The organism is Bradyrhizobium sp. Pha-3 (assembly GCF_042258615.1).
GTDB lineage: Bacteria > Pseudomonadota > Alphaproteobacteria > Rhizobiales > Xanthobacteraceae > Bradyrhizobium.
This window is the reverse complement of the sequence record NZ_CP170152.1, coordinates 478,522-498,959: the sequence shown is the minus strand read 5'-3', so window position 1 is coordinate 498,959 and position 20,438 is coordinate 478,522. Positions and strand designations below refer to the sequence as shown.

The window sequence follows — 20,438 nt, the reverse complement described above, 5'->3', positions numbered from 1 at the left end:
ACGGCCCCGCTGGTGGCCGTCGACCCTTCGAGACGGCCGCTCCGCGGCCTCCTCAGGGTGACGGGGATGGATTTGGTGCGCGGCCCTAATGCACCGTGCCCGATGCCTGCGGTGCGGCTTGCGGCGTCGCCGCCTTGCCGTTCTTCGCCTTGCGCCAGTTCTCGAAATTCTGCACCACGACGAAGAACGCCGGCACGAACAGCACCGCGAGGCAGGTCGAGGCGATCATGCCGGAGAAGACGGTGATGCCGATCGACTTGCGGGCGTTGGCGCCGGCGCCGGTCGCGATCACCAGCGGCAGCACACCGAGGATGAAGGCGAACGACGTCATCAGGATCGGCCGGAACCGGGCACGTGCCGCGTCGATCGCCGACTCCAGCACCGGCTTGCCGTCGCGGATGTGATGCTCGAGCGCGACCTCGACGATCAGGATCGCGTTCTTGGCCGACAGCGCGATCAAGAGGATGGTGCCGATCTGGGTGTAGAGATTGTTCTCGATCCGGAGCGACGTCAGCACCAGCATGGGCCCGAGCAGCGACAGCGGCACCGCCAGGATCACCGAGATCGGCGCGTACCAGCTCTCATACTGCCCGGCGAGCACGAGATAGACCAGCAGCAGCGCCAGCGCGAACACGAAGTAGATCTGGCCGCCGACCTCCTTCTCCTGATACGACATCGCCGTCCACTCATAGCCGGTCCCGGGCGGCAGCGTCTTCGCGGCGATCTCCTCCATCAACGTCATCGACTGGCCGGAGCTGTAGCCCTGCGACGGCAGGCCGATGATGGTCGCGGACGGGTAGAGGTTATAGAGACTGATCAGCGACGGCCCGACCGACGGCGTGATCTTCGCCACGGTGCCGAGCGGGACCATGTCGCCATTGCTGTTGCGCACCATCATGTTCTGGATGTCGCGCAGCGTCAGGCGGTATTGCGCATCGGCCTGGGTGTAGACCTGGAAGGTGCGGCCGAACTTGGTGAACTGGTTGACGTAGCTCGCGCCGAGATAGGACGACAGCGTCGAGAAGATCTGGTCGGTGGTGACGTGCAGCGTCTCGGTCTTGACGCGGTCGACCTGGACATCGAACTGCGGCACCATCGAGCGGAACGACGACTGCACCCGCTGCAGCGCGCTTTGCGTCTGCGCATTGCTGACGACGGCGCCGGTGACCGCCTGCAGCTTGCCGTAGTCGGCGTTGCCGTCGCGGAGCTGCACCTGCATGGCAAAGCCGGCGGCGTTGCCGATGCCCTGGATCGGCGGCGGCGGGATCACCAGGATCCGCGCCTCCGGAATCACCGCAAGCTTGTCGTTGAGGCCATAGACCAGCGAGCGCAGGTCCTCGCCGGGGCCGCGCGAGCCCCAATCCTTCAGGATCACATAGGCGACGCCGGCATTGGCCAGGCTCGACGAGTTGTCGAGCGCGGAGATGCCGGCGATGGCGACCACCTGCTCGACACCCGGTGTCTTGCGGGCGATCTCGGTGACCTGATCGAGCACCCGCTGGGTGCGATCGATCGCGGCGCCGTCGGGCAGCTGCACCGCGGCCAGCAGGTAGCCCTGGTCCTCGATCGGAATGAAGCCGGTCGGCACCCGTGACAGCCCGTAGCCGGCAACTCCGATCAGGATCAGCGCGACGAGGACCGAGGTCTTGGCGTGGCCGGCAATGCCGCCGATCATCCGCGTGTAGCCCCGCTCCACCCGGTCATAGACCGCGTTGAAGCCGCGGTAGAAGAAATTGCGCTGCGCCAGTGGTACCGGCGGGCGCAGCCACAGCGCACATTGCGTCGGCTTCAGGGTCGCGGCATTGACGGCGCTGAGCAGCGCGGTCGCCGCGATCACCAGGGCGAATTGCGCGTACATCCGGCCGGTCAGCCCCGGCAGGAAGGCCGCCGGCAGGAACACCGAGATCAGCACCAGCGTGATGCCGACGATCGGCGCGAACAATTCGTCCATCGCCTTGATCGCGGCGTCATGGCCGGACATGCCGCGCTCGATATTGTGCGCGGCCCCTTCGACCACCACGATGGCGTCGTCGACCACGATGCCGATCGCCAGCACGATCGCAAACAGCGTCGACAGGTTGATGGTGAAGCCGAGCGCGGCCATCGCCGCGAACGCGCCGATGATGGTGGCCGGCACCGTGGTCGCAGGCACCAGCATCGCCCGCCAGTCCTGCAGGAATACCAGGATCACGACCAGCACCAAGAGGCCGGCCTCGATCAGCGTCCGGTAGACCTCGTCGATCGAGGCCTGGACGAATTTGGTGGTGTCGAACGGCGTGTCGTATTTGATGTCCTGCGGGAACTGCCGGGCAAGCTGCGCCACCTTCTTCTGCACTTCCTTCTCGACCTGCAGCGCGTTGGCGCCGGGCGACAGGAACACGCCGATGCCGGTGGCCGGCTTCTGGTTGAGCGAGAACACCTGGCTGTAGGTCTGCGCGCCGAGCTCGACCGAGCCGAGATCGCGGACGCGGATGACGTCGCCGACATTGCCCGTCTTGACGATGATGTTCTCGAACTGGCTCGCATCGTCGAGCCGGCCGTTGACGTTCAGCGTATACTGGAACGCCTGCCCCTGCGGCGCGGGCGGCGCGCCGACCTGCCCCGCGGTGACCTGCTGGCTCTGCTGCTGGATCGCCTGGATGACGTCCTGCGGCATCAGCCCGCGCGCCTGCAGCTTGTTGGGATCGAGCCACACCCGCATCGAATACTGCCCTGCGCCGAACACGGTGACGTTGCCGACGCCCGGCAGACGCGACAGCTCGTCGCGAATGTTGATGGTGGCATAGTTCGACAGGAACAGGCTGTCGTAGGTCTTGTTCGGCGAGGTCAGCGTCACGAACAGCAGGATCGAGGTCGACCGCTTCTGCACCGTGACGCCCTGGTTCTGCACCGCGCTCGGCAATTGCGACAGGGCCGAGGAGACGCGGTTCTGCACCAGCACCTGCGCGAAGTTGAGGTCAGTGCCGATCTTGAAGGTCACCGTCAGCGTGTAGGTGCCGTCGGCGCCGCTGTAGGACTGCATGTAGAGCATGTCCTCGACGCCGTTCACCTGCTGCTCGATCGGCAGCGCCACGGTGTCGATCACGGTTTTTGCCGATGCGCCGGGATAGCGCGTCGTCACCTGGACCGTCGGCGGCACCACGTCGGGATATTGCGCGACCGCGAGATTGAACAGCGCGACACCGCCGATCAGGATCATCAGGATGGCGATGACGTTGGAAAGGACCGGCCGCTCGATGAAGAATTTCGAGATCATGGCGCGCCCCTCACTTGGCCGGTGCCGGCGTCGCGTCGCCCTTCTGCATCTGCGGGTCGACCTTCTGCCCCGGGATCGCGCGCAACAATCCGGCGGTCACGACGCGGTCGTCGGCCTTCAGCCCGCTCTCGATGACGCGCAGCCCCTCGTCGAGCGGACCGGTCGTCACCTTGCGCTGCTCGACCACGTTCTCGGCATTGACGACCAGCACGTAGCGGCCGCCCTGGTCGCTGCCGATCGCAACGTCCGGCACCAGCAGCGCATTGTCCTGCTTGTCGATCGGCACGCGAACGCGGACATAGAAGCCTGGCAGCAGCACGCGATCCGGATTGGGCACCAGGCCGCGGACGGCAAGCGTTCCGGTCGACTGACTGACGGTCGGCGAAAGATAATCGAGCTTGCCCTTGTGCGGATAGCCGGTCTCGGTCTGCAACCCGACCTCGATCGGCAGCTGCCTGAGATCGTTGAACGTCAGGCCGCGGCGGCGCGCCTCGTCCCGCACCCGCTGCACGTCCTGCTCATTGACGTTGAAATTCACGTAGATCGGGTCGAGCTGCACGATGGTGGCAAGCTGGGTGGGCGAAGCCACGCCGACCAGTTCACCGACCGAGACCAGATGGTTGCTGACGATGCCGTCGAACGGTGCGGCGACGTTGGTGTAGCCGTAATTGACCGCGGCGATCTTGGTATTGACCTGGGCCTGCTGCAGGCTGGCCTGGGCGTTGTCCCGCGCCGAGGTCGAGCTATCGAGCGTCGACTGCGAGACCGCCTGGCGCTGCACCAGATCGGTCTGCCGCTTGAAGTCGGCCTCGGCCTGCTTCAGCGTCGCCTGCGAACCGACCTCCGCGGCCTGCGCCTGCTCCAGCTTCAGCTTGTAAGTCTCGGGTTCGATCGTGAACAGGGTGGTCCCCTCCTTCACCGGCGAGCCGTCCTGATAGTTGATCGCCTGCAGAAAACCCTGCACGCGCGCGACCAGATCGACGGTCTTGATCGGCGCAGTGTTTCCAGTTGCGTCCAGGTAGCGCGTGATGGCGCGCTGCACCGGCGGCGCGACTTCGACCTTGGGCGGCGGCGGCGCAACAAAACTGTTTTGCTCGCAGGCACTTAAACTGACAAAGGCCGCTGCGACGAAAGCGATGCGCACAAGCGGCGCATTTCGCAGCCGCACAAAATCGCTCTGACTGAAATGCGCCGACACGCGCGCATGCCTCATTTCCGAGCCTCAATCCAAATGACTTAAGTCAAAGATGTCGAAGCGAGCAAAAAAATCAGCCGATCTCTTCCATAGCAACAATCCGCTTGCAGCGGAACTCGAAAGCGAAAATGATGCCGCTCGCGAAGGTTGTTAGAACAAAACATTTTCAGACTCAGTTCAGTTGAGCCGGAGGCTTCCGGCGCGACGAGAGGATTTATTCAAATGATCAACGCGTTGACACGTGCAACGAGGCTCTCCGCATGGCTTGCGCTTGCGGCATTGATGAGCACCGCACCGGCCTTGTCGCAGGCGCCGACCCAGGCGCAGCGCGACGCCATCAAGTCGCAATGCCGCAACGATTACATCGCACACTGCTCCAGCGTTCCGCCCGGCGGCGAAGCATCACTGCAATGCCTGCAGAAAAACATGGCAAGCCTTGCGCCTGGCTGCGCCAGCGCCGTGAAAGCCGTGGAAGCTCCAAGCGCTGCGCCCGCAGCAGCCAAGACCGACGCGGCTCCGGCGGCGACGGCGGCCAAGCCCGCGGAGGCGGCGGCACCGAAGGCCGCGGCAGCAAAGCCAAGCAGCGCGCAGATCTCCGCGATCCGCAGCGCGTGCCGCGCCGATTATCCCAAGGTCTGCGCGGGCGTGCCGACCGGCGGTGCGCCGGCGCTGCAGTGTCTCGAGAAGAACAAGGAGAAGCTTTCGCCGGCCTGCGAGAAGGCCGTGGCGGCCGCCGGCGGCGGTGGCGCCGCGCCGGCCGCGGGTGCCGCGACAACGGCAGCACCGGCCGCGGCTCCGGCGGTGATCGTGTTGCGGCCGCTGCGGCCGCGCGAAGAGCTGTTCGTGCTGCGCTCGGCCTGCGGCGGCGACGTCCGCTCGATCTGCGGCGGCGTGCAGCCGGGGGGCGGGCGGATCGTGCAATGCCTGGCAACCAATGCCGGCTCGCTCTCGCCGGCGTGCCGCGACGTGCTGGCGCCGTTCGCGGCGCGGTGATCCTGTTGTTCAGCCGACTGATCGGAAAAGGAAGCGATCGATGCTGCGTCTAGTCCTGACCGCCGTTCTGCTTTGCGGCTCAACCGCCGTCTACGCCCAGGAGCTGACATCAGCGCAACGCGACGCCTGTATGGGCGACTACCAGAAGTTCTGCAAGAACGTGACGCCCGGCGGCGGGCGCATCATCGCCTGTCTTGCCAAGCAGAGCGACAAGCTGACCCCCGCCTGCAAGAAGGTGCTGGCGGAAGCGGAAAAGAAATAGCCGCGCAGGCGGTAAGACGACAGGTGCCCGGCGATTTGCCGGGCACGGAGCCGCAGCACCTTGTCGTCACAAACAGGCCAACCAACCTCACCCCGGGAGAGGGAACATCATGCGCTCATTATTGCTGATCGCTGCGGCCCTGCTGTCCTTTGCCGCGACCATGACCTTCGAGTCCTCCGATGCCAACGCCGTGGTTTGCGCGCGCGGCGTCTATCGCGCCGGGTGCGCCGGCTATCGCGGCGCGGCCGTCGTCCGAAGGCCGGCCGTTGTCGGCTGTCGCTGGGTGTGGGTCGGCGGGGTCAAGGTCCGCCGCTGCTACTGAGCCATTCGCGGCCACGCTAGTCGTCGCGGACGCATTTTCCCTCTGGCGTTCCCGCCAGAGGGCGATTAGTCTGGACCCAAATAGTAAGTACACTGTCAATCTGGGAGGCAGACATTGCGGATCGCCGTGATTGGCGGAGGGCCCGGCGGGCTCTATTTCGCCTATCTCTGGAAGAAGCGTCACCCTGACGCCGAGATCGATCTGTTCGAGCAGAACGCCGCCGGCGCCACCTGGGGCTTCGGTGTGGTGTTCTCCGAGCAGGCGCTGGAGTTCCTGCGCGCCGACGACCCCGAGACGGTCGACGCCATCGCGCCACGGATGGAGAGCTGGAAGAACATCACGCTCAATCTGCGCGGCGAGAGCGTCGAGATCGACGGCGTCGGGTTCTCCTCGATCGGCCGGCTGGCGCTGCTGACGATCCTGCAGGAGCGCGTGCGCAGCACCGGCGTCACGCCGCGCTTCGACAACGTGGTGCAATCGGTCGGCGAGCTCAGGGGTTACGACCTGATCGTCGCCGCCGACGGACTGAACTCGATGGTCCGCCGCGATTTCGAGGCCGCATTCGGCGCGTCGGTCTCGCATTCGACCAACAAATTCGCCTGGTACGGCACCACCAAGACCTTCGCGACACTGTCGCAGACCTTCGTGGCGACCGACGTGGGCTGCTTCAACGCCCATCATTATCGCTATGCGAAGGACATGAGCACCTTCCTGGTCGAGTGCGACGCGGCGACCTGGGCGGCCTACGGCTTCGCCGACAAGACGATCGAGCAATCGCAGGCGATTTGCGAACAGGTGTTCGCCGCGACCCTGGATGGTCACAAGCTGATCTCGAACAAATCGGTGTGGCGCAATTTCCCGTGGATCTGGAACGAGCGCTGGTCGCACGGCAACATGGTGCTGATCGGCGACGCGCTGCATTCCGCCCATTTCTCGATCGGTTCGGGCACCCGGCTGGCGATCGAGGATGCAATCGCGCTGACCAAGGCGCTGGAGTCCGAAAGCGACACCGCCGCCGCGCTGGCCCGCTACGAGAGCGAGCGCAAGCCGATCGTGAAGAAGCTCGTCACCGCGGCGCGGACCAGCGCCGATTGGTACGAGCATTTCCCCGCGCACATGAAGCGCGATCTGATGGATTTCGCCTACAGCTACATCACCCGCTCCGGCCGGATCGACGACGCGCGGTTGCGCGCGATGTCGCCCGCCTTCATGGCCCGTTTTGAGGCCGCAAAGGGACGCTCATGACTGGGATCGCCGACCTGGTTCCGCAGGACAATCCCGGTGCGCGCGAGATCGGCTTTGCGATCCCCGAGCGCTACAATGCGAGCCGGATCCTGTTCGACAATCTCGGCAACGGCAATGCCGAACGCCTGGCGCTGACCGGCCCCGCCGGCACGCGGACTTATCGCGAGCTCTGCGCCGAGGCCGCCCGCTGGGGCCACGCCTTCCAGTCGCTTGGATTGCAGCGCGGCGACCGCGTGCTGCTGTTCCTCGACGACACGCCGGTCTATCCGGCGGCGTTCTTCGGCGCGGTGCGCGCCGGTTTCGTGCCGCTGCTGATCAACACGCTGACGACGCCGGAGCTGCTGCAATTCTATCTGTCCGATGCCGGCGCGCAGGTTGCCGTCACCGATGCAGAATTCTGCGCCCGCTTCAACGCCGAGGCCTGCAAGGACACGCCGCTGCGCACGCTGGTCGTGGTCAATGGCACGGGCACCGGGCATGTCGTCGCGGAGACGCGCAATGCCGGCGACTGGCTGCATACGTTTCCGACCGAGATCGACGAGGCCGACACCCACCGCAACGAGATGGCGTTCTGGATGTATTCGTCGGGCTCGACCGGTCGCCCCAAGGGCATCGTGCATCTGCAGCACGACATGGCCTATAGCGAGCGCGCGTTTGCCCGCAACGTGCTGAAGCTTTCGCCCGGCGACATCTGCTTCTCGGTGCCGAAGATCTTCTTCGCCTACGGCTTCGGCAATTCGATCACGTTTCCCTTCTCGGTCGGCGCCGCGACGCTGCTGCTGCCGGGCCAGCCGAAGCCCGCCGCGGTCTTCGCGGCGATCGCGCAGTACCGGCCGACCGTGTTCTTCGGCCTGCCGACGCTCTACATCACCCTGACCAAGGCCGAAGGCGCCGAGCAAGCCGACTTCTCCTCGCTGCGGATGGCGGTCTCGGCCGCCGAGGTGCTGTCGGCCGACGTGTTCAACGGCTGGAAGCGGCTCACCGGGCTCGAGATCATCGAAGGGCTCGGCTCGACCGAGGTGCTGCACGTCTATCTCAGCAACCGCGCGGAGCAGAAGAAGCTCGGCGCCGCGGGCCTGCGCGTGCCCGGCTACGAGATCATGCTGCGCGACAGCGACGGCCGCGAGGTCGGCGATAATGAGGAGGGCATCCTGTGGGTGCGCGGCGATTCCGCGACGCCGCTGTACTGGAACCGGCCGGACAAGACCGCCGAGACGGTGCGCGAGGACGGCTGGATCTACACCGGCGACCGCTTCATGCGCGACAGCGACGGCTTTCACTTCTTCCGCGGCCGCGCCGACGATCTGGTCAAGATCTCCGGCCAGTGGGTCTATCCGCTGGAGGTCGAGCTGTGTCTTGCCGATCACCCCGATGTCCGCGAATGCGCCGTCTACGCGGCCGTATTGCCGGACCGCCGCATGACGCTGCGGGCGGTTGTGGTGATGAACAAGGGCGGCTTCGACACCCATGAGGCGACACGGCGGCTGCAGGATTACGTCAAGGCCAAGCTGCTGCCGTACAAATATCCGCGCGAAGTAAAATTCATCGACGAGCTGCCGAAGACCGGCACCGGCAAGATCGACCGGCAGGCGGTGATGCGGATGTGACAGCCACACACTCGCTGTCGTCCCTGCGAAAGCAGGGACCCATAACCACAAATATTCGTGGCACGAAGGCAGGGGCCCCAGCTCGCCATAACAACAGCCATCGGTGGTTGATGGTGTGGACGGCCCCCTACGGCATCAGTGTGCCAGAATGAGGTTGTTGCAAATCTCAGACAAAGGAGCCGTCCGTGGGAGAGATTATCCGCATTGGAATGGATACGTCGAAGCATATTTTTGTGCTGCATGGGGTTGATGCGGCGGAGCAGGTGGTGCTGCGCAAGAAGCTATCGCGCAAGCAAGTGCTGGAGTTCTTCGCCAAATTGCCGCCGACCGTGATCGGGATGGAGGCCTGCGGAGCTTCGCAGTATTGGGCGCGGGAGCTTGGCAAGCTCGGTCACGAGGTGAGGCTGATGGCCCCGCAATTGGTGAAGCCTTACGTGATGCGGAACAAGAATGACGGGCGCGATGCAGAAGGGCTATGTGAAGCGATGGACCGGCCGAACATGCGCTTTGTGCCGGTCAAGACGGCCGAGCAACAGGCCGCGCTGATGCTGGCGGGGCTGCGCGATGGATTGATCGCCCGGCGCACCCAGCTGAGCAACGCGATCCGCGGCTATGCGGCGGAGCTCGGCCTGATCGCGCCCAAGGGGCTCGACAAGATCGAGCCGCTGCTGGCGCGGATCGCGCAGGACGAGAGCTTGCCCACCATGGCGCGCGAGGTGTTTGCGGTGCAGGGACGCCAATACGCTGCTCTGCAAGCCGAGCTCAAGCAACTCGAGGTTAGGCTGATGGCCTGGCACCGCGCCGATGCGCTGAGCCGGCGTCTGGCGCAGATCCCATCCGTCGGCCCGATCACCGCAACACGGCTGGTGATGAAGACGCCCGATCCGCATGCGTTCCGCTCCGGCCGGCATTTTGCGGCCTGGCTCGGCCTCACACCGAAGGATCATTCCACCGGCGGCAAGACCAGGCTCGGCAAGATCACGCGGGCCGGTGACGAAGACCTGCGCCGCTTGTTCGTGGTTGGGGCGACTGCGGTCATCCAGCAGGTTCGGCGGGGCCGAGGCCATCCGTCGCGCTGGCTGCTGGCGCTGCTCAAGCGCAAGCCGCCGAAGCTGGCCGCCGTGGCGCTCGCCAACAAGGTTGCCCGCATCGCCTGGAAGCTGATGGCGACGGGCGAGAGTTACGATGCCGCGCGGCTCAATGCCATGGCGGCCGCCGCCTAACAGATTGGCCGGCCGGCGGGTTCGCCCACCAGCCGACCCGGAAGCTGCAAGAGCAGATGGAGCAATCGGTCGATCAACGATGCGAGACAGTCCGTGGGACCCATTGGCCGCCAACAGGTCGCGGGGTTGTTTGGAGCTCGCGTCGCGCAACCCATCTTGGCCAGCGACCATTGCGTGTCGCATCAACAGGCCGGACATATGGATGCAGCGATCCGATCTACTCAGAAAGCTCTTGTGCCACGGGGGCCGTCCACATATGGGTCCCGGATCGCGCTTCGCTTGTCCGGGACGACAACTGAGTTTGCAGCAGCTAACCGCCCAGCCCCGTCCCGCCATACAGCCACGCGATGTCGTCGCACCACTGGTCTTGCGATTTCGCGCTCATGATTGCGTTGCGGATGCGGGCGTGGTCGCCGGCGGGATGGTAGACGTGCTCGCCGATCGCGCGTGACATCAGTTGCACGCGCGCGGTGCGCGGGAAGCGCTGCGCGCGATAGGCATCGAGCGCGACCGCCTGCTCGTCGTGATTGGCCAGCATGTGCGACAGGCACACCGCGTCCTCCATCGCCTGGCAGGCACCCTGCGCGAAATATTGCAGCATCGGATGCGCGGCGTCGCCGAGCAGCACCACACGGCCGTCGATCCAGCGCTCGGTGGGGTCGCGGTCGCACAGCACCCAGAGCTTCCAGTTGGTGCCGTGGCGGATGATGTTCTGCGCCCGCTCATGGACGTGGGTAAAACCCTTCATCACTTCATCTTCGGAAACCGGCTTGCCCGCGACCGGCTCCGGCGCATCGTTGTGATAGGTGACGACGAGGTTGAACACCTTCCAGCCCGACAGCGGATAATGCACGATGTGGCATTTCGGGCCGGCCCACAGCGTGGCCGCATTCCAGCGCAGATCCTCCGGCATCTGCTCGGTCGGGATCACGGAGCGATAGGTGGTGTGGCCGGAGACGCGCGGCGGGCCGTCCGCCGTCACCTGCTTGCGGATGTTGGACCACAACCCGTCGGCGCCGATCAGCAGACGCCCGGCGATGCGCTCGCCATTGGCAAGCCTTGCGGTCACCGATGAGCCATCCTGCTCGTAGCCTGTCACCTCGCTGGACACGCGCAGCTCGATCAGCGCGTGATTCTGGCAGGCGCGCAGGAACACGCCGTGCAAATCGCCGCGATGCACGACGGCATAGGGATTGCCGAACCGCGTGCGGAAGGCGTCGCCGAGATCGATGTGCGTGATCTCATCGGCGGTCAGCGCATCCATCAACCGGAGCTGGTCGATATAGACCGCCATGTTGCGCGCGGCTTCGCCGACGCCGAGATAGTCGAAGGCGTGGAACGCGTTCGGACCAAGCTGGATGCCGGCGCCGATCTCGCCGAGCGTTGCGGCCTTCTCCAGCAGGATCGAGCGGATGCCCTTTTGCGCGAGGCCGACCGCGACGGCGAGGCCGCCAATGCCGCCGCCCGCGATCAGGACAGGTCTCGTCTCCGCCATCAGCCCGACCTCCCGAGATGTTCGAGCGCATCCTCGGCGCGCAGCGGCACGCGCGAGGCCTCATTGTTGAGGTCGACAAGTTGGGTCAAGAGCGAGAGAAGCGTCTTTCGATCGGCCGGCTTCAGCGGCTGCAGCATCCGCGCCTGCGCCTTGTCGACCGAGGGCATGATGTCGTTGAGCACACTGGCGCCGGCCTTGGTGAGGTAGAGCAGCTTGACGCGCTTGTCCTCGGACGCCGGCTTGCGCACGATGTATTCCTTGGCCTGCAGCCGCTCGATCACATTGCCGAGCGTCGAGCGGTCGAACGCGATCACCGCGGAGAGCCGGGTGGCGTCGATGCCGGGATGGGTCGAGATCGTGACCAGCGCGGCGTATTGCACCGGCGTCAGGTCGAACGCCTTGCACTCCTCGATGAACAGCGCGACCGCGATCTGCTGCATGCGCCGGAACAGATAGCCGGGCGCGGTGTAGACCGCGTCCATCGTGACGGGCGTTGGCTTGCTACTCGGCATCGGGCTGCTTGTCCGGGGCGGCGTCGGCGAACGCCTTGACTTGCTTCGCCGCGGCCTCGGCCTCGAGCAGGCGCGGATAGGCCGACACGTCGACGCCAAAGCGCCGTGCATTGGCGAGCTGCGGCACCAGGCAGAGATCGGCCAGTGTCGGCGCATCGCCGAAGCAGAACGGCCCGGCCTCCGCCGCGATCAGGGTCTCGCAGGCCGAAAGGCCCTCGCGATTGGCCCAGGCGGCCCATTCCGTCACCTGCTCCTCGGGCAAACCGAGCTTGCGCAGCCGCGCCAGCACTTTCAAATTCTGCACCGGGTGGGTGTCGCAGGCGATCGCCTGCGCGAACGCGCGCACCTTGGCGCGCCGCAGCGGATCCTTCGGCAACAGCGGCGGATTGGGATTGGTCTCGTCGAGCCATTCGATGATCGCGAGCGACTGGGTGAGGATCGCGCCGGCATCGCTCTCCAGGGTCGGCACCAGCCCCTGCGGATTGATCGCGAGATAGGCCGGCGCGCATTGCTCGCCCTTGCGCAAATGATGCGGCAGATGCTCTGACGTCAGCCCCTTCAGATTGAGGGCGATCCGGACCCGGTAGGACGCGCTGCTCCGGAAATAGCCATGCAGCTTCATCAGAACCTCCCTTGCATTATTCTGGTTTTGACGCGTTTTCTTCACGCGAACCGGCATCCACTTCGCTCGAAAACGCTACGGCTTGTTTGATTGACGCTAGCCATATTGTAAGTATACTGTCAATCAATTGAACCGACAAGAATGATGGGAGGCTTGCCATGGAAGCCGTGCAGAAGACCCCCGAGCGCGAAGCGTTCTACAAGAAGATCGACGGCCAAAACCTCTCGGCGCTGTGGAACGTGATGAACGATCTGATCACGCCGGAGCCGAAGAGCGCCTGCCGCCCGCATCTGTGGAAGTTCGACCAGATCCGCGATTACATGAACGAGGCCGGCAAATTGATCACGGCCAAGGAAGCCGAGCGCCGCGTGCTGGTGCTGGAAAATCCCGGACTGCGCGGCCAATCAAAGATCACGACCTCGCTGTTTGCCGGCGTGCAGATGGTGGTGCCGGGCGACATCGCGCCCGCTCATCGCCATGCCCAGTCGGCGCTGCGCTTCGTGCTCGAGGGCAAGGGCGCCTTCACTGCCGTTGACGGCGAGCGCACGGCGATGTCGCCGGGCGACTTCGTCATCACGCCGTCGATGACCTGGCACGACCATTCCAACGAAACCAATGAGCCGATGTTCTGGCTCGACGGACTCGACATCCCGATGGTGCAGTTCTTCGACTGCTCGTTTGCGGAAGGCGCCAAGGAGGATCAGCAGTCGATCTCCAAACCCGCCGGCGCGAGCTTCGCGCGCTACGGCCACAATCTGCTGCCGATCGACCAGAAGCGGACCTCGAAGACCTCGCCGATCTTCAACTACCCCTATGAATACACCCGCGAGGCGCTGGAGAAGGCTAGGGCCGGCGACGAGTGGGATGCTTGTCACGGCCTCAAGCTGAAATTCTCCAACCCGGAGACCGGCGATTTCGCGATGCCGACCATCGGCACCTTCATCCAGCTGCTGCCGAAGGGCTTCAAGACCGCGCGTTATCGCGCCACCGACGCCACCGTGTTCGCCGCGATCGAGGGCAAGGGCCGCACCCGGGTCGGTGACCAGACCTTCGAATGGGGACCGCGCGATTTGTTCGTGGTGCCGAGCTGGCATTGGGTCACCCACGAGGCCGACGCCGACTCCGTGCTGTTCTCGTTCTCCGACCGCCCGGTGCAGCAGAAGCTCGACCTGTTCCGCGAGGATCGCGGCAACGCGTAGCACCGTCGTCCCGGGCAAGCGAAGCGCGACCCGGGACCCAACCACAGGGTCTTGTTGTTCGAGGCGCTGGAGCCCCAGCCTTTTCTAACAACGACATCCTGTGGTTATGGGTCCCTGCTTTCGCAGGGACGACATTGAATTTGTGGCGAACGGCGTGGCTTTCACCGCCAGTGCAGCAAGCGCACTTCCATCCAGTTGATCAGCTTTCCCACCGCGAGCCCGAACAGCGACAGGATCACGACCCCGGCGAGCAGCTGATCGGTCTGCATCAGATTGCCGGCCTGCAGCACGAAGGCGCCGATGCCGTATTGCGCGCCGATCATCTCGGCGCTGACGACGAGCAGCAGCGCGACCGATGCGGTGATGCGGAAGCCGGCGAGGATCGAAGGCAACGCGCCCGGCCAGATCACGCGGCGCACGATGGCGTGGAACGGCACGTTGAAGCTCTGCGCCATCCGGATCAGGTTGCGCGGCACCGCATCGACGCCGCTATAGACCGAGATCGCGGTCGAGAAGAACACCCCGAGCGCAATGGTCGCGATCTTCGGCTCCTCGCCGATCCCGAGCCACAGGATGAGTAGCGGCAGCAGCGCGATCTTCGGAATCGGGAACAGCGCCGAGATGAAGGTGATGCCGACGCCGCGCGCCATGGTCGACAGCCCTATCGCGAAGCCGACAATAACGCCCGCTGCCGTGCCGATGATCCAGCCGGTGCCGATCCGCATGATCGACCACGAGAGGTGCTGCCACAGCGCCCCCGACATCGCGAGCTTGGTGATCGCAACCGCGATCGCCGACGGTGCCGGCAGGAACAGCGGGTTGACCAATCCTGTGCTGCCCGCAAGCTGCCAGAGCGCGATGACGAGCGCGAGCGCGATCCAGCCGGCAAAACGGCTGCCGCCTGGCGTGAAGCCGGCGCCGCGAAACGCGACCGGCCGCGTCGCTTCCGCCGATTGGTCTTTCGTCTCCGGCGGTGCGCGGTCAAGCATGCTGGACCTCGCGCTCGGCATCGATCGCTTCTTTCCGGATCAGCGACCACAGTTCGCCCTGCAAGGCGGCCATCTGGCCGCGGGCATCCGCCGCGCCGCGCTCGGCGCGCGTCATCGGGATGGTCACGATCTCCCGGATGCGGCCGGGGCGGCGCGACAACACCACGACGCGGTCGGCTAGCCGCACCGCTTCCTCGAGATTATGCGTGACATAGACCGCGCCCATCGCACCGTCGGCAAGCAGGCCGACGAAATCCTCCATCAGGAGCTCGCGGGTCTGCGAATCCAGCGCCGACAGCGGCTCGTCCATCAACAATATGGCCGGACGAACCGCGAGCGCACGCGCGATGCCGACGCGTTGCCGCATGCCGCCGGACAGCTGCTTCGGATAGGCCGCGCGAAAGTCCGTCAAGCCCGTGCGGCGCAGCGCATCGTCGATCACGGCGCGGCGCTCGCCGGCGCTCAAGGCCGCGTGCAGCAGCGGAAACGCGACGTTCTCCTCGACCGTGTTCCACGGCAGCAAGGCAAAGTCCTGAAACACGAAAGTCAACGGATTGAGGCTGCCGGCCGGCGGCGCCCCGCGCAACTCGGCCGCCCCCGCGCTCGGCCGCAGCAGGCCGCCGAGGATCGACAGCAGCGTGCTCTTGCCGCAGCCCGACGGCCCGACGATGCCGACGATCTCGCCGACGCGAACCGTGAAGGAGACATCGTCGAGCACGTCGAGCGCGCCGAAGCGATGGCTGATATGGTCGGCGATCAGGTCCATGGCGTTACAAACTCGCTACCAAATCCGTCATCCTGAGGAGCGCGAAGCGCGTCTCGAAGGATGGACGGCCCGGATGCAGCAGCTCGGCCGTGCATCCTTCGAGACGCGCGCAAGTGCGCGCTCCTCAGGATGACGGGTTGATAATGGTTTACGCGGCTTACCATCAATCCGCCTTCACATAGTCCTTGGCGATGATCGCGCCAGCGTCAAAGCCCTTGTCGACGAAACCCTGCCCTTGCAGCCATTTGATCTGATTGTCGACGTTCTTCACGTCGAGCTTGCCATCGGGATCGATATAGGCGCAGTTGCCGACCACCTGCTCGACCGGCAGGTTGGTGTATTTGGCGATGATCTCGAGCAGCGGTTTTGTTTTCTCGTTGATCGGCGCCACGCCATCCCTAATCGCGGTCAGGATCACGTCGTGATATTCGTGATCGGCGCGGGTGAGCGCGGTGAGCAGCCTGGTCACCAAAGCGGCATTGGCCAGCGTCTTCGGCGAAGCGAAGATGGCCCCCAGCTGCCACGGCGTCTCGTCGCCGACCCAACCCAAAAATTTCGCGCCGTTGGAATCGATCAGCGTTCGCGCGGTCGAAACCGGCAACAGCGCGGCGTCGACGGTTTCACCCTTGAGCGCTGCGGCCGCGTTCGACAGCGACTGCAGCGGCACGATCTTCACATCGGACAGCTTGAAGCCGTATTTGTCGGCGAGCAGGCCGAGCGAGTAGTGAAAGCTGGAGCCGACCTGGGTCACCGCGACGCGCTTGCCGGCGAGATCCTTCGGGGTCTTGAGGCCGGCGGCATAGGCGTTGTTGCTGGCGAAATAGCCGATCAGGGGATAGCCGGCCTTCTCGCGGCTCATGCCGCCGATCACCTTCAGCGTGCCCTTGCCGGCAAGATTGTAGAGGCCTGCGGTGACGGCAGTGACGCCGAAATCGACGTCGCCTGACGCGGTCGCGACCGCGATCGGCTGCGCGGCGTCAAAGAACTTCAGCTCGACATCGAGGCCGGCGTCGCGGAAATAGCCCTTGTCCTGCGCGATGAACACGGGCGCAGAGGACGACAGCCGCAGCACACCGATCTTCGCCTTCAGCAGATCATTGGCCCGCGCAATGCCGCTCGCGGCCCACACTAGCAGACCCGCGAGTGCGAGCCGCGCCCAACCCTTCATTGCCGTCTCCACTCATAATCCTTCAGGCACGGCCTGATCGCGGCCGATGAACGCGCCCTGTTTGCCAAGCTGTTGTTGCAACTTTTCGACGGAAATGTCGCGCGGAATCGTATTGCCCGACAGCGCGAGCGCCGCCGCGGTTCCGGCCGCCTCGCCCATCACGAAACAGGCACCGGAGACGCGCGCCGCCGATTGACCCTCATGGGTCATCGAAGCGCAGCGGCCGGCGACCAGCAGATTGTCGACGCCATCAGGCACCAGCATGCGATACGGCAACTCGTTATAGCCGCGGCTTTCCGGGATCGGCGGAAACTCGAAGATCACGTCGCCCGGCACGTGCGACTCCTTCGGCCAGCCATTGACGCCGATCGAGTCCTCGAACGAGGCGCAGCCCAGCACGTCCTCGCCTGAGAGCATGTAGCCGCCGATCACGCGCCGCGTCTCGCGGATGCCGAGCTGCGGCGGCAGATCGACGATGTAGGAGTTCTCGAAGCCGGGCACCGTGCGCAGGAACTTGAACGCCTCGACCGCCTGACGGCGGCCCTCGATCTCGCCGCGCGTCATGTCATCAGGGTCGATGCCCGAGATGGCGCCGCCATCGCTTCGCGTCACCTGCGTGAAATTCACCCGCCATTCGATCTGCGATTTCTGCGGCCGCACGATCGCCGACTTGCGCGGGAATTTATGCGTGCCGGCGGCCTCAGCCTCCGCCATCAGCGCGGGGATCGTCCGCCAGGCATCGCCGGCTTTCGCCGGATCGATGCCGTTGAGGCGGAACATCATCGAGGGGTAGAGCATGCCGCCGGCATTGTTGCCGACCTCATAGGGCGCGCCCGCCCAGACCGCGAGGTCGCCGTCGCCGGAGCAGTCGATGAAGATGCCGGCGCGCACCGCCTGCCGGCCGGCCTTGGTTTCCACCATCAGCACGCGGATGTGCGCGCCATCCATGACGACGCCGGCGCCGAGCGCGTGGAACAGGATGTCGACCTTGTGATGCGCCAGCAGATCGTCGGCGGCGATCTTGTAGGCCGCGGTGTCATAGGCCTGCGCAAGGATTTTGCCGAGGATCAGGTGCGGCGCGTTCAACCCGCCGAGCCGGTCGATCCGCGCCAAGAGGTCGGAGGCGATGCCCTGCACCACCCGGTGCATCTCGCCGAAGATGTTGGCGTGCAGCCCGCAGAAGTTCGTCACGCCCGCCGCGGTGCCCATGCCGCCGAGAAAGCCGTAGCGCTCGATCAAGAGCGTCCGCCGTCCGGCACGCGCCGCGCCGACCGCTGCGGCGATGCCGGCCGGACCGCCGCCAAGCACCACCACGTCATACTCGCCATAGACCGGGACCTGCCGCGCAGGCTCTTCGATCGTACTCGCTCGCATCATTTCCGCCCTGAACAAAGTTGATTGGGCCAACTATGAATTGATGCGGATTGCAGTACAATCCACTAAATTATGTAATCAGCTTTCGCGAATCGAGAAAGGCGCTTGGGAAGAGCAGATGGATACGCTGGTCAACCTCGAAGCCTTCCTCGCCACCGCCGACGCCGGCGGCTTTTCGGCTGCGGCGCGCAAGCTCAACGTCGCGACGTCGGTCGTCGCCAAGCGCGTCACCCAGCTCGAGGAGCGGATCGGCACCGCGCTGTTTCACCGCTCGACCCGCCAATTGCGGCTGACCGAAGCCGGGCAGCAATATGTCCATCGCGCCCGCGGCGTGGTTGCCGATGTCGGCGATCTCTTGTCACGGATGGGCGAGAAGCAGCGCGACCTCACTGATCATCTGCGCGTGAAGGCGCCGACGTCGCTGACGGTGGCGCGGCTCGCCGATGCCTTCACGATCTTCCAGAAGCAGAACAGAAGCGTGAAGCTCGAGATCGTGATGATCGATCGCCCGGTCGATCCGGTGACCGAAGGTTTTGACATCGCGATCGGCGCCTTTCCGCATTCCTTCGGCGGCGTCGTCGACGAGCCGCTGTGCCGGCTGCCGCGGCTGTTGTGCGCCTCATCAGCGTATCTGAAGAAGCACGGCACGCCGAAGCATCCGCGCGACCTGGTCGATCATCGCTGCCTCAGCTTCCTGCCGACCGGACCGGAATGGCCATTCGAGGGACCGCGCGGTCGCATCAATGTCCAGGTCCGCCCGATCCTCTCTTCGAACGAGGGCCGTGTGCTGACCCAGAGCGCGATCGCCGGCAACGGCATCGCGCTGCTGTCGCACTATCTCGTCGCAGACGCGCTGCGCGACGGCGCATTGCGGCCGGTGCTCGCCGAGTTTCCGATCCCGGAACTGTGGGTGAAGGCCGCCGTCCCCGAACGCCGCATCAATGCCGCCGCGGTGCAGGCGCTGCTGAAGACATTGAGAAAGTCGCTGTCGCAATCGCTTTGACGCGGCGGCGGTCTTGCTCCCTGCACGCCGACCTGAGACAAGGACGGATAAGGATCGCCCGCTTTGAAACTCCTGATGTCAGTGTCGCTTAGTCTCATCATCGTCGCCGGGCCCGCAGCGGCGATCGAGACCTGCCGCTTCATCGAGGCCAAGGCGGAGCGCGAAGCCTGCTACCATCGGCAAGAGGAGGAGCTGGCGGCCAAGCGCAAGCCCGAGCCGCCGATCACCCAGTCGAGCGAATCGAAGACGTTCGATCAGTTGCAGCAGATGCGCCGCGACGACGAGGAGGTCTATCGCAGCATGCGTGGCATCTGCCGCGGCTGCTGAGCGGCGCGGCCTATGCCCCGCCGCCACCCCAGCGGCCCGCGCGCTTCTCGGCAAAGGACGCGAGCCCTTCGGCCGCCTCGGCGGTCTGCCGCTTGGCCGAGTGCAGGTTTACCAGGCGGTTGTAGGCCTCATCGTCGACGGCCATGCCGCCGAACGAGCTTTCCATCGCGAGCTTCTTGGTCTCGGCCATCGCATCCGGGGCATTGCCGAGCAGCTGCTCCACGACCTTGGCCCCTGCGCTCGCGAGATCGGCAAGCGGCACCACCTGATGGACGAGGCCGATGCGGCGAGCATCCTCGGCGCCGAACCGTTCGCCGGTCAGCGCGTAACGGCGCACCTGGCGCACGCCGATGGCATCGCAAAGCTGCGGGATGATGATCGCAGCGGTCAGGCCCCAGCGCACCTCGGTGATCGAGAACAGCGCGTTATCGGCGGCGATCACGATATCGCAGGCTGAGATCACGCCGGTGCCGCCGCCGAAGCAGCCGCCTTGCACCAGCGCCACGGTCGGGACCGGCAGCGTGTTGAGGCGCTGCACCGCCTCGAAGGTGGCGCGCGACGCCGCCTCGTTCTCCTCTGCTGATTTCGGCCGCACGCCATTGATCCATTTCAAGTCGGCGCCGGCCTGGAAATGCTTGCCGTTGCCGTTCAGGACGACGACACGCACCGGCTTGGTCGAGAGATCGTCGATCGCGGCCAGCACGCCCGCAATCAGCGCGCCGTCATAGGCGTTGTTGACCTCGGGGCGGTTCAGCGTGACGGTCGCGACCCCACGCGCATCGAGGCTCCACAGGACTGGGCTGGTCGACATGACGTTTCTCCCTCGTTCGGCATTGCTGTTGTCTTGTACTAGCCTTGCACTATGGCGAGAGGAGATGGC

19 protein-coding genes are annotated in these 20,438 nt (G+C 65.3%); 9 read left to right on the top strand and 10 right to left on the bottom strand.

Features of this window, described 5'->3' with window-relative positions; genetic code table 11:
- Nucleotides 1-85: 85 nt before the first annotated feature.
- Together ACE10Z_RS02300 and ACE10Z_RS02295 are read right to left on the bottom strand one after the other, a co-directional pair.
- Nucleotides 86-3,256: an efflux RND transporter permease subunit gene (locus ACE10Z_RS02300; protein WP_375786497.1), complete on the bottom strand. Its 3,171-nt coding sequence runs from the start codon at nt 3,254-3,256 to the stop codon at nt 86-88.
- Nucleotides 3,257-3,266: 10 nt separating this feature from the next.
- Complete coding sequence (locus ACE10Z_RS02295) at nt 3,267-4,469, bottom strand: efflux RND transporter periplasmic adaptor subunit (protein ID WP_375786496.1); 1,203 nt, start codon at nt 4,467-4,469, stop codon at nt 3,267-3,269.
- A 204-nt stretch (nt 4,470-4,673) separates the two neighbouring features.
- Between ACE10Z_RS02295 and ACE10Z_RS02290 the strand changes: the two genes are divergently transcribed.
- The 6 genes from ACE10Z_RS02290 to ACE10Z_RS02265 all read left to right on the top strand — a co-directional run bounded on the left by ACE10Z_RS02290 (nt 4,674) and on the right by ACE10Z_RS02265 (nt 10,103).
- Nucleotides 4,674-5,444, top strand: a complete 771-nt coding sequence (locus ACE10Z_RS02290; RefSeq protein WP_375786495.1) for a cysteine rich repeat-containing protein — start codon at nt 4,674-4,676, stop codon at nt 5,442-5,444.
- A 40-nt stretch (nt 5,445-5,484) separates the two neighbouring features.
- A complete protein-coding gene (locus ACE10Z_RS02285; RefSeq protein WP_375786494.1) occupies nt 5,485-5,706 on the top strand; it encodes a cysteine rich repeat-containing protein in 222 nt (73 codons plus the stop codon).
- Between the two features lie 109 nt (nt 5,707-5,815).
- Nucleotides 5,816-6,028, top strand: a complete 213-nt coding sequence (locus tag ACE10Z_RS02280; RefSeq protein ID WP_050403806.1) for a hypothetical protein — start codon at nt 5,816-5,818, stop codon at nt 6,026-6,028.
- Between the two features lie 114 nt (nt 6,029-6,142).
- Nucleotides 6,143-7,273, top strand: a complete 1,131-nt coding sequence (locus tag ACE10Z_RS02275) for an FAD-dependent monooxygenase (RefSeq protein ID WP_375786493.1) — start codon at nt 6,143-6,145, stop codon at nt 7,271-7,273.
- On the top strand, nt 7,270-8,880 hold the full coding sequence (locus ACE10Z_RS02270) for a benzoate-CoA ligase family protein (RefSeq protein WP_375786492.1): 1,611 nt from the start codon (nt 7,270-7,272) through the stop codon (nt 8,878-8,880). The genes ACE10Z_RS02275 and ACE10Z_RS02270 overlap by 4 nt, the downstream gene beginning before the upstream one ends.
- 185 nt (nt 8,881-9,065) lie before the next feature.
- On the top strand, nt 9,066-10,103 hold the full coding sequence (locus tag ACE10Z_RS02265; RefSeq protein WP_375784156.1) for an IS110 family transposase: 1,038 nt from the start codon (nt 9,066-9,068) through the stop codon (nt 10,101-10,103).
- Between the two features lie 310 nt (nt 10,104-10,413).
- On the opposite strand, the gene ACE10Z_RS02260 is transcribed toward ACE10Z_RS02265, so the two are convergent.
- Genes ACE10Z_RS02260 through maiA form a run of 3 tightly spaced genes read right to left on the bottom strand, consistent with a single transcriptional unit; the run spans nt 10,414 to nt 12,732 of the window.
- Complete coding sequence (locus ACE10Z_RS02260; RefSeq protein ID WP_375786491.1) at nt 10,414-11,598, bottom strand: 3-hydroxybenzoate 6-monooxygenase; 1,185 nt, start codon at nt 11,596-11,598, stop codon at nt 10,414-10,416.
- The gene (locus ACE10Z_RS02255; RefSeq protein WP_375786490.1) at nt 11,598-12,110 is read right to left on the bottom strand and encodes a MarR family winged helix-turn-helix transcriptional regulator; all 513 of its coding nucleotides are present in this window, start codon (nt 12,108-12,110) and stop codon (nt 11,598-11,600) included. Before ACE10Z_RS02255 ends, ACE10Z_RS02260 begins: the two co-directional genes overlap by 1 nt.
- Entirely contained in the window at nt 12,100-12,732 is a 633-nt protein-coding gene (gene maiA / locus ACE10Z_RS02250) for a maleylacetoacetate isomerase (protein WP_375786489.1), read from the bottom strand. Before maiA ends, ACE10Z_RS02255 begins: the two co-directional genes overlap by 11 nt.
- A gap of 158 nt (nt 12,733-12,890) precedes the next feature.
- Here maiA and gtdA point away from each other — a divergent pair, with 158 nt between their 5' ends.
- A complete protein-coding gene (gene gtdA, locus ACE10Z_RS02245; RefSeq protein ID WP_375786488.1) occupies nt 12,891-13,931 on the top strand; it encodes a gentisate 1,2-dioxygenase in 1,041 nt (346 codons plus the stop codon).
- Between the two features lie 161 nt (nt 13,932-14,092).
- Here the strand turns inward: gtdA and ACE10Z_RS02240 are convergent, their stop codons facing one another.
- From ACE10Z_RS02240 to ACE10Z_RS02225, 4 genes are all read right to left on the bottom strand, one after another.
- Nucleotides 14,093-14,920 (bottom strand): ABC transporter permease, encoded by an 828-nt coding sequence (locus ACE10Z_RS02240; protein WP_375786487.1) that lies wholly within the window; start codon nt 14,918-14,920, stop codon nt 14,093-14,095.
- Nucleotides 14,913-15,686 (bottom strand): ABC transporter ATP-binding protein, encoded by a 774-nt coding sequence (locus ACE10Z_RS02235; RefSeq protein WP_375786486.1) that lies wholly within the window; start codon nt 15,684-15,686, stop codon nt 14,913-14,915. The genes ACE10Z_RS02240 and ACE10Z_RS02235 overlap by 8 nt, the downstream gene beginning before the upstream one ends.
- Nucleotides 15,687-15,849: 163 nt before the next feature.
- Nucleotides 15,850-16,854, bottom strand: coding sequence for an ABC transporter substrate-binding protein (locus ACE10Z_RS02230; RefSeq protein ID WP_375786485.1), 1,005 nt, complete (start codon nt 16,852-16,854; stop codon nt 15,850-15,852).
- Nucleotides 16,855-16,866: 12 nt separating this feature from the next.
- Nucleotides 16,867-18,228, bottom strand: coding sequence for an FAD-dependent oxidoreductase (locus ACE10Z_RS02225; RefSeq protein ID WP_375786484.1), 1,362 nt, complete (start codon nt 18,226-18,228; stop codon nt 16,867-16,869).
- A 118-nt stretch (nt 18,229-18,346) separates the two neighbouring features.
- Here ACE10Z_RS02225 and ACE10Z_RS02220 point away from each other — a divergent pair, with 118 nt between their 5' ends.
- Nucleotides 18,347-19,231 carry a LysR family transcriptional regulator gene (locus ACE10Z_RS02220; protein WP_375786483.1) on the top strand — a complete coding sequence of 295 codons (885 nt, stop codon included), beginning with the start codon at nt 18,347-18,349 and terminating at the stop codon, nt 19,229-19,231.
- 75 nt (nt 19,232-19,306) lie between these two features.
- Entirely contained in the window at nt 19,307-19,558 is a 252-nt protein-coding gene (locus ACE10Z_RS02215; protein WP_375786482.1) for a hypothetical protein, read from the top strand.
- A gap of 10 nt (nt 19,559-19,568) precedes the next feature.
- Here ACE10Z_RS02215 and ACE10Z_RS02210 read toward each other — a convergent pair whose 3' ends face one another.
- Nucleotides 19,569-20,369, bottom strand: coding sequence for an enoyl-CoA hydratase-related protein (locus tag ACE10Z_RS02210; protein WP_375786481.1), 801 nt, complete (start codon nt 20,367-20,369; stop codon nt 19,569-19,571).
- Between the last annotated feature and the right edge of the window lie 69 nt (nt 20,370-20,438).

Coding starts and splice junctions, on each gene's coding strand:
- ACE10Z_RS02290 (WP_375786495.1), top strand. CDS start 4,674: ATGATCAACGCGTTGACACGTGCAACGAGGCTCTCCGCATGGCTTGCG.
- ACE10Z_RS02210 (WP_375786481.1), bottom strand. CDS start 20,369: ATGTCGACCAGCCCAGTCCTGTGGAGCCTCGATGCGCGTGGGGTCGCG.
- ACE10Z_RS02280 (WP_050403806.1), top strand. CDS start 5,816: ATGCGCTCATTATTGCTGATCGCTGCGGCCCTGCTGTCCTTTGCCGCG.
- ACE10Z_RS02240 (WP_375786487.1), bottom strand. CDS start 14,920: ATGCTTGACCGCGCACCGCCGGAGACGAAAGACCAATCGGCGGAAGCG.
- ACE10Z_RS02220 (WP_375786483.1), top strand. CDS start 18,347: ATGGATACGCTGGTCAACCTCGAAGCCTTCCTCGCCACCGCCGACGCC.
- ACE10Z_RS02285 (WP_375786494.1), top strand. CDS start 5,485: ATGCTGCGTCTAGTCCTGACCGCCGTTCTGCTTTGCGGCTCAACCGCC.
- ACE10Z_RS02300 (WP_375786497.1), bottom strand. CDS start 3,256: ATGATCTCGAAATTCTTCATCGAGCGGCCGGTCCTTTCCAACGTCATC.
- gtdA (WP_375786488.1), top strand. CDS start 12,891: ATGGAAGCCGTGCAGAAGACCCCCGAGCGCGAAGCGTTCTACAAGAAG.
- ACE10Z_RS02230 (WP_375786485.1), bottom strand. CDS start 16,854: ATGAAGGGTTGGGCGCGGCTCGCACTCGCGGGTCTGCTAGTGTGGGCC.
- ACE10Z_RS02215 (WP_375786482.1), top strand. CDS start 19,307: ATGTCAGTGTCGCTTAGTCTCATCATCGTCGCCGGGCCCGCAGCGGCG.
- ACE10Z_RS02260 (WP_375786491.1), bottom strand. CDS start 11,598: ATGGCGGAGACGAGACCTGTCCTGATCGCGGGCGGCGGCATTGGCGGC.
- maiA (WP_375786489.1), bottom strand. CDS start 12,732: ATGAAGCTGCATGGCTATTTCCGGAGCAGCGCGTCCTACCGGGTCCGG.
- ACE10Z_RS02235 (WP_375786486.1), bottom strand. CDS start 15,686: ATGGACCTGATCGCCGACCATATCAGCCATCGCTTCGGCGCGCTCGAC.
- ACE10Z_RS02295 (WP_375786496.1), bottom strand. CDS start 4,469: ATGAGGCATGCGCGCGTGTCGGCGCATTTCAGTCAGAGCGATTTTGTG.
- ACE10Z_RS02225 (WP_375786484.1), bottom strand. CDS start 18,228: ATGCGAGCGAGTACGATCGAAGAGCCTGCGCGGCAGGTCCCGGTCTAT.
- ACE10Z_RS02255 (WP_375786490.1), bottom strand. CDS start 12,110: ATGCCGAGTAGCAAGCCAACGCCCGTCACGATGGACGCGGTCTACACC.
- ACE10Z_RS02270 (WP_375786492.1), top strand. CDS start 7,270: ATGACTGGGATCGCCGACCTGGTTCCGCAGGACAATCCCGGTGCGCGC.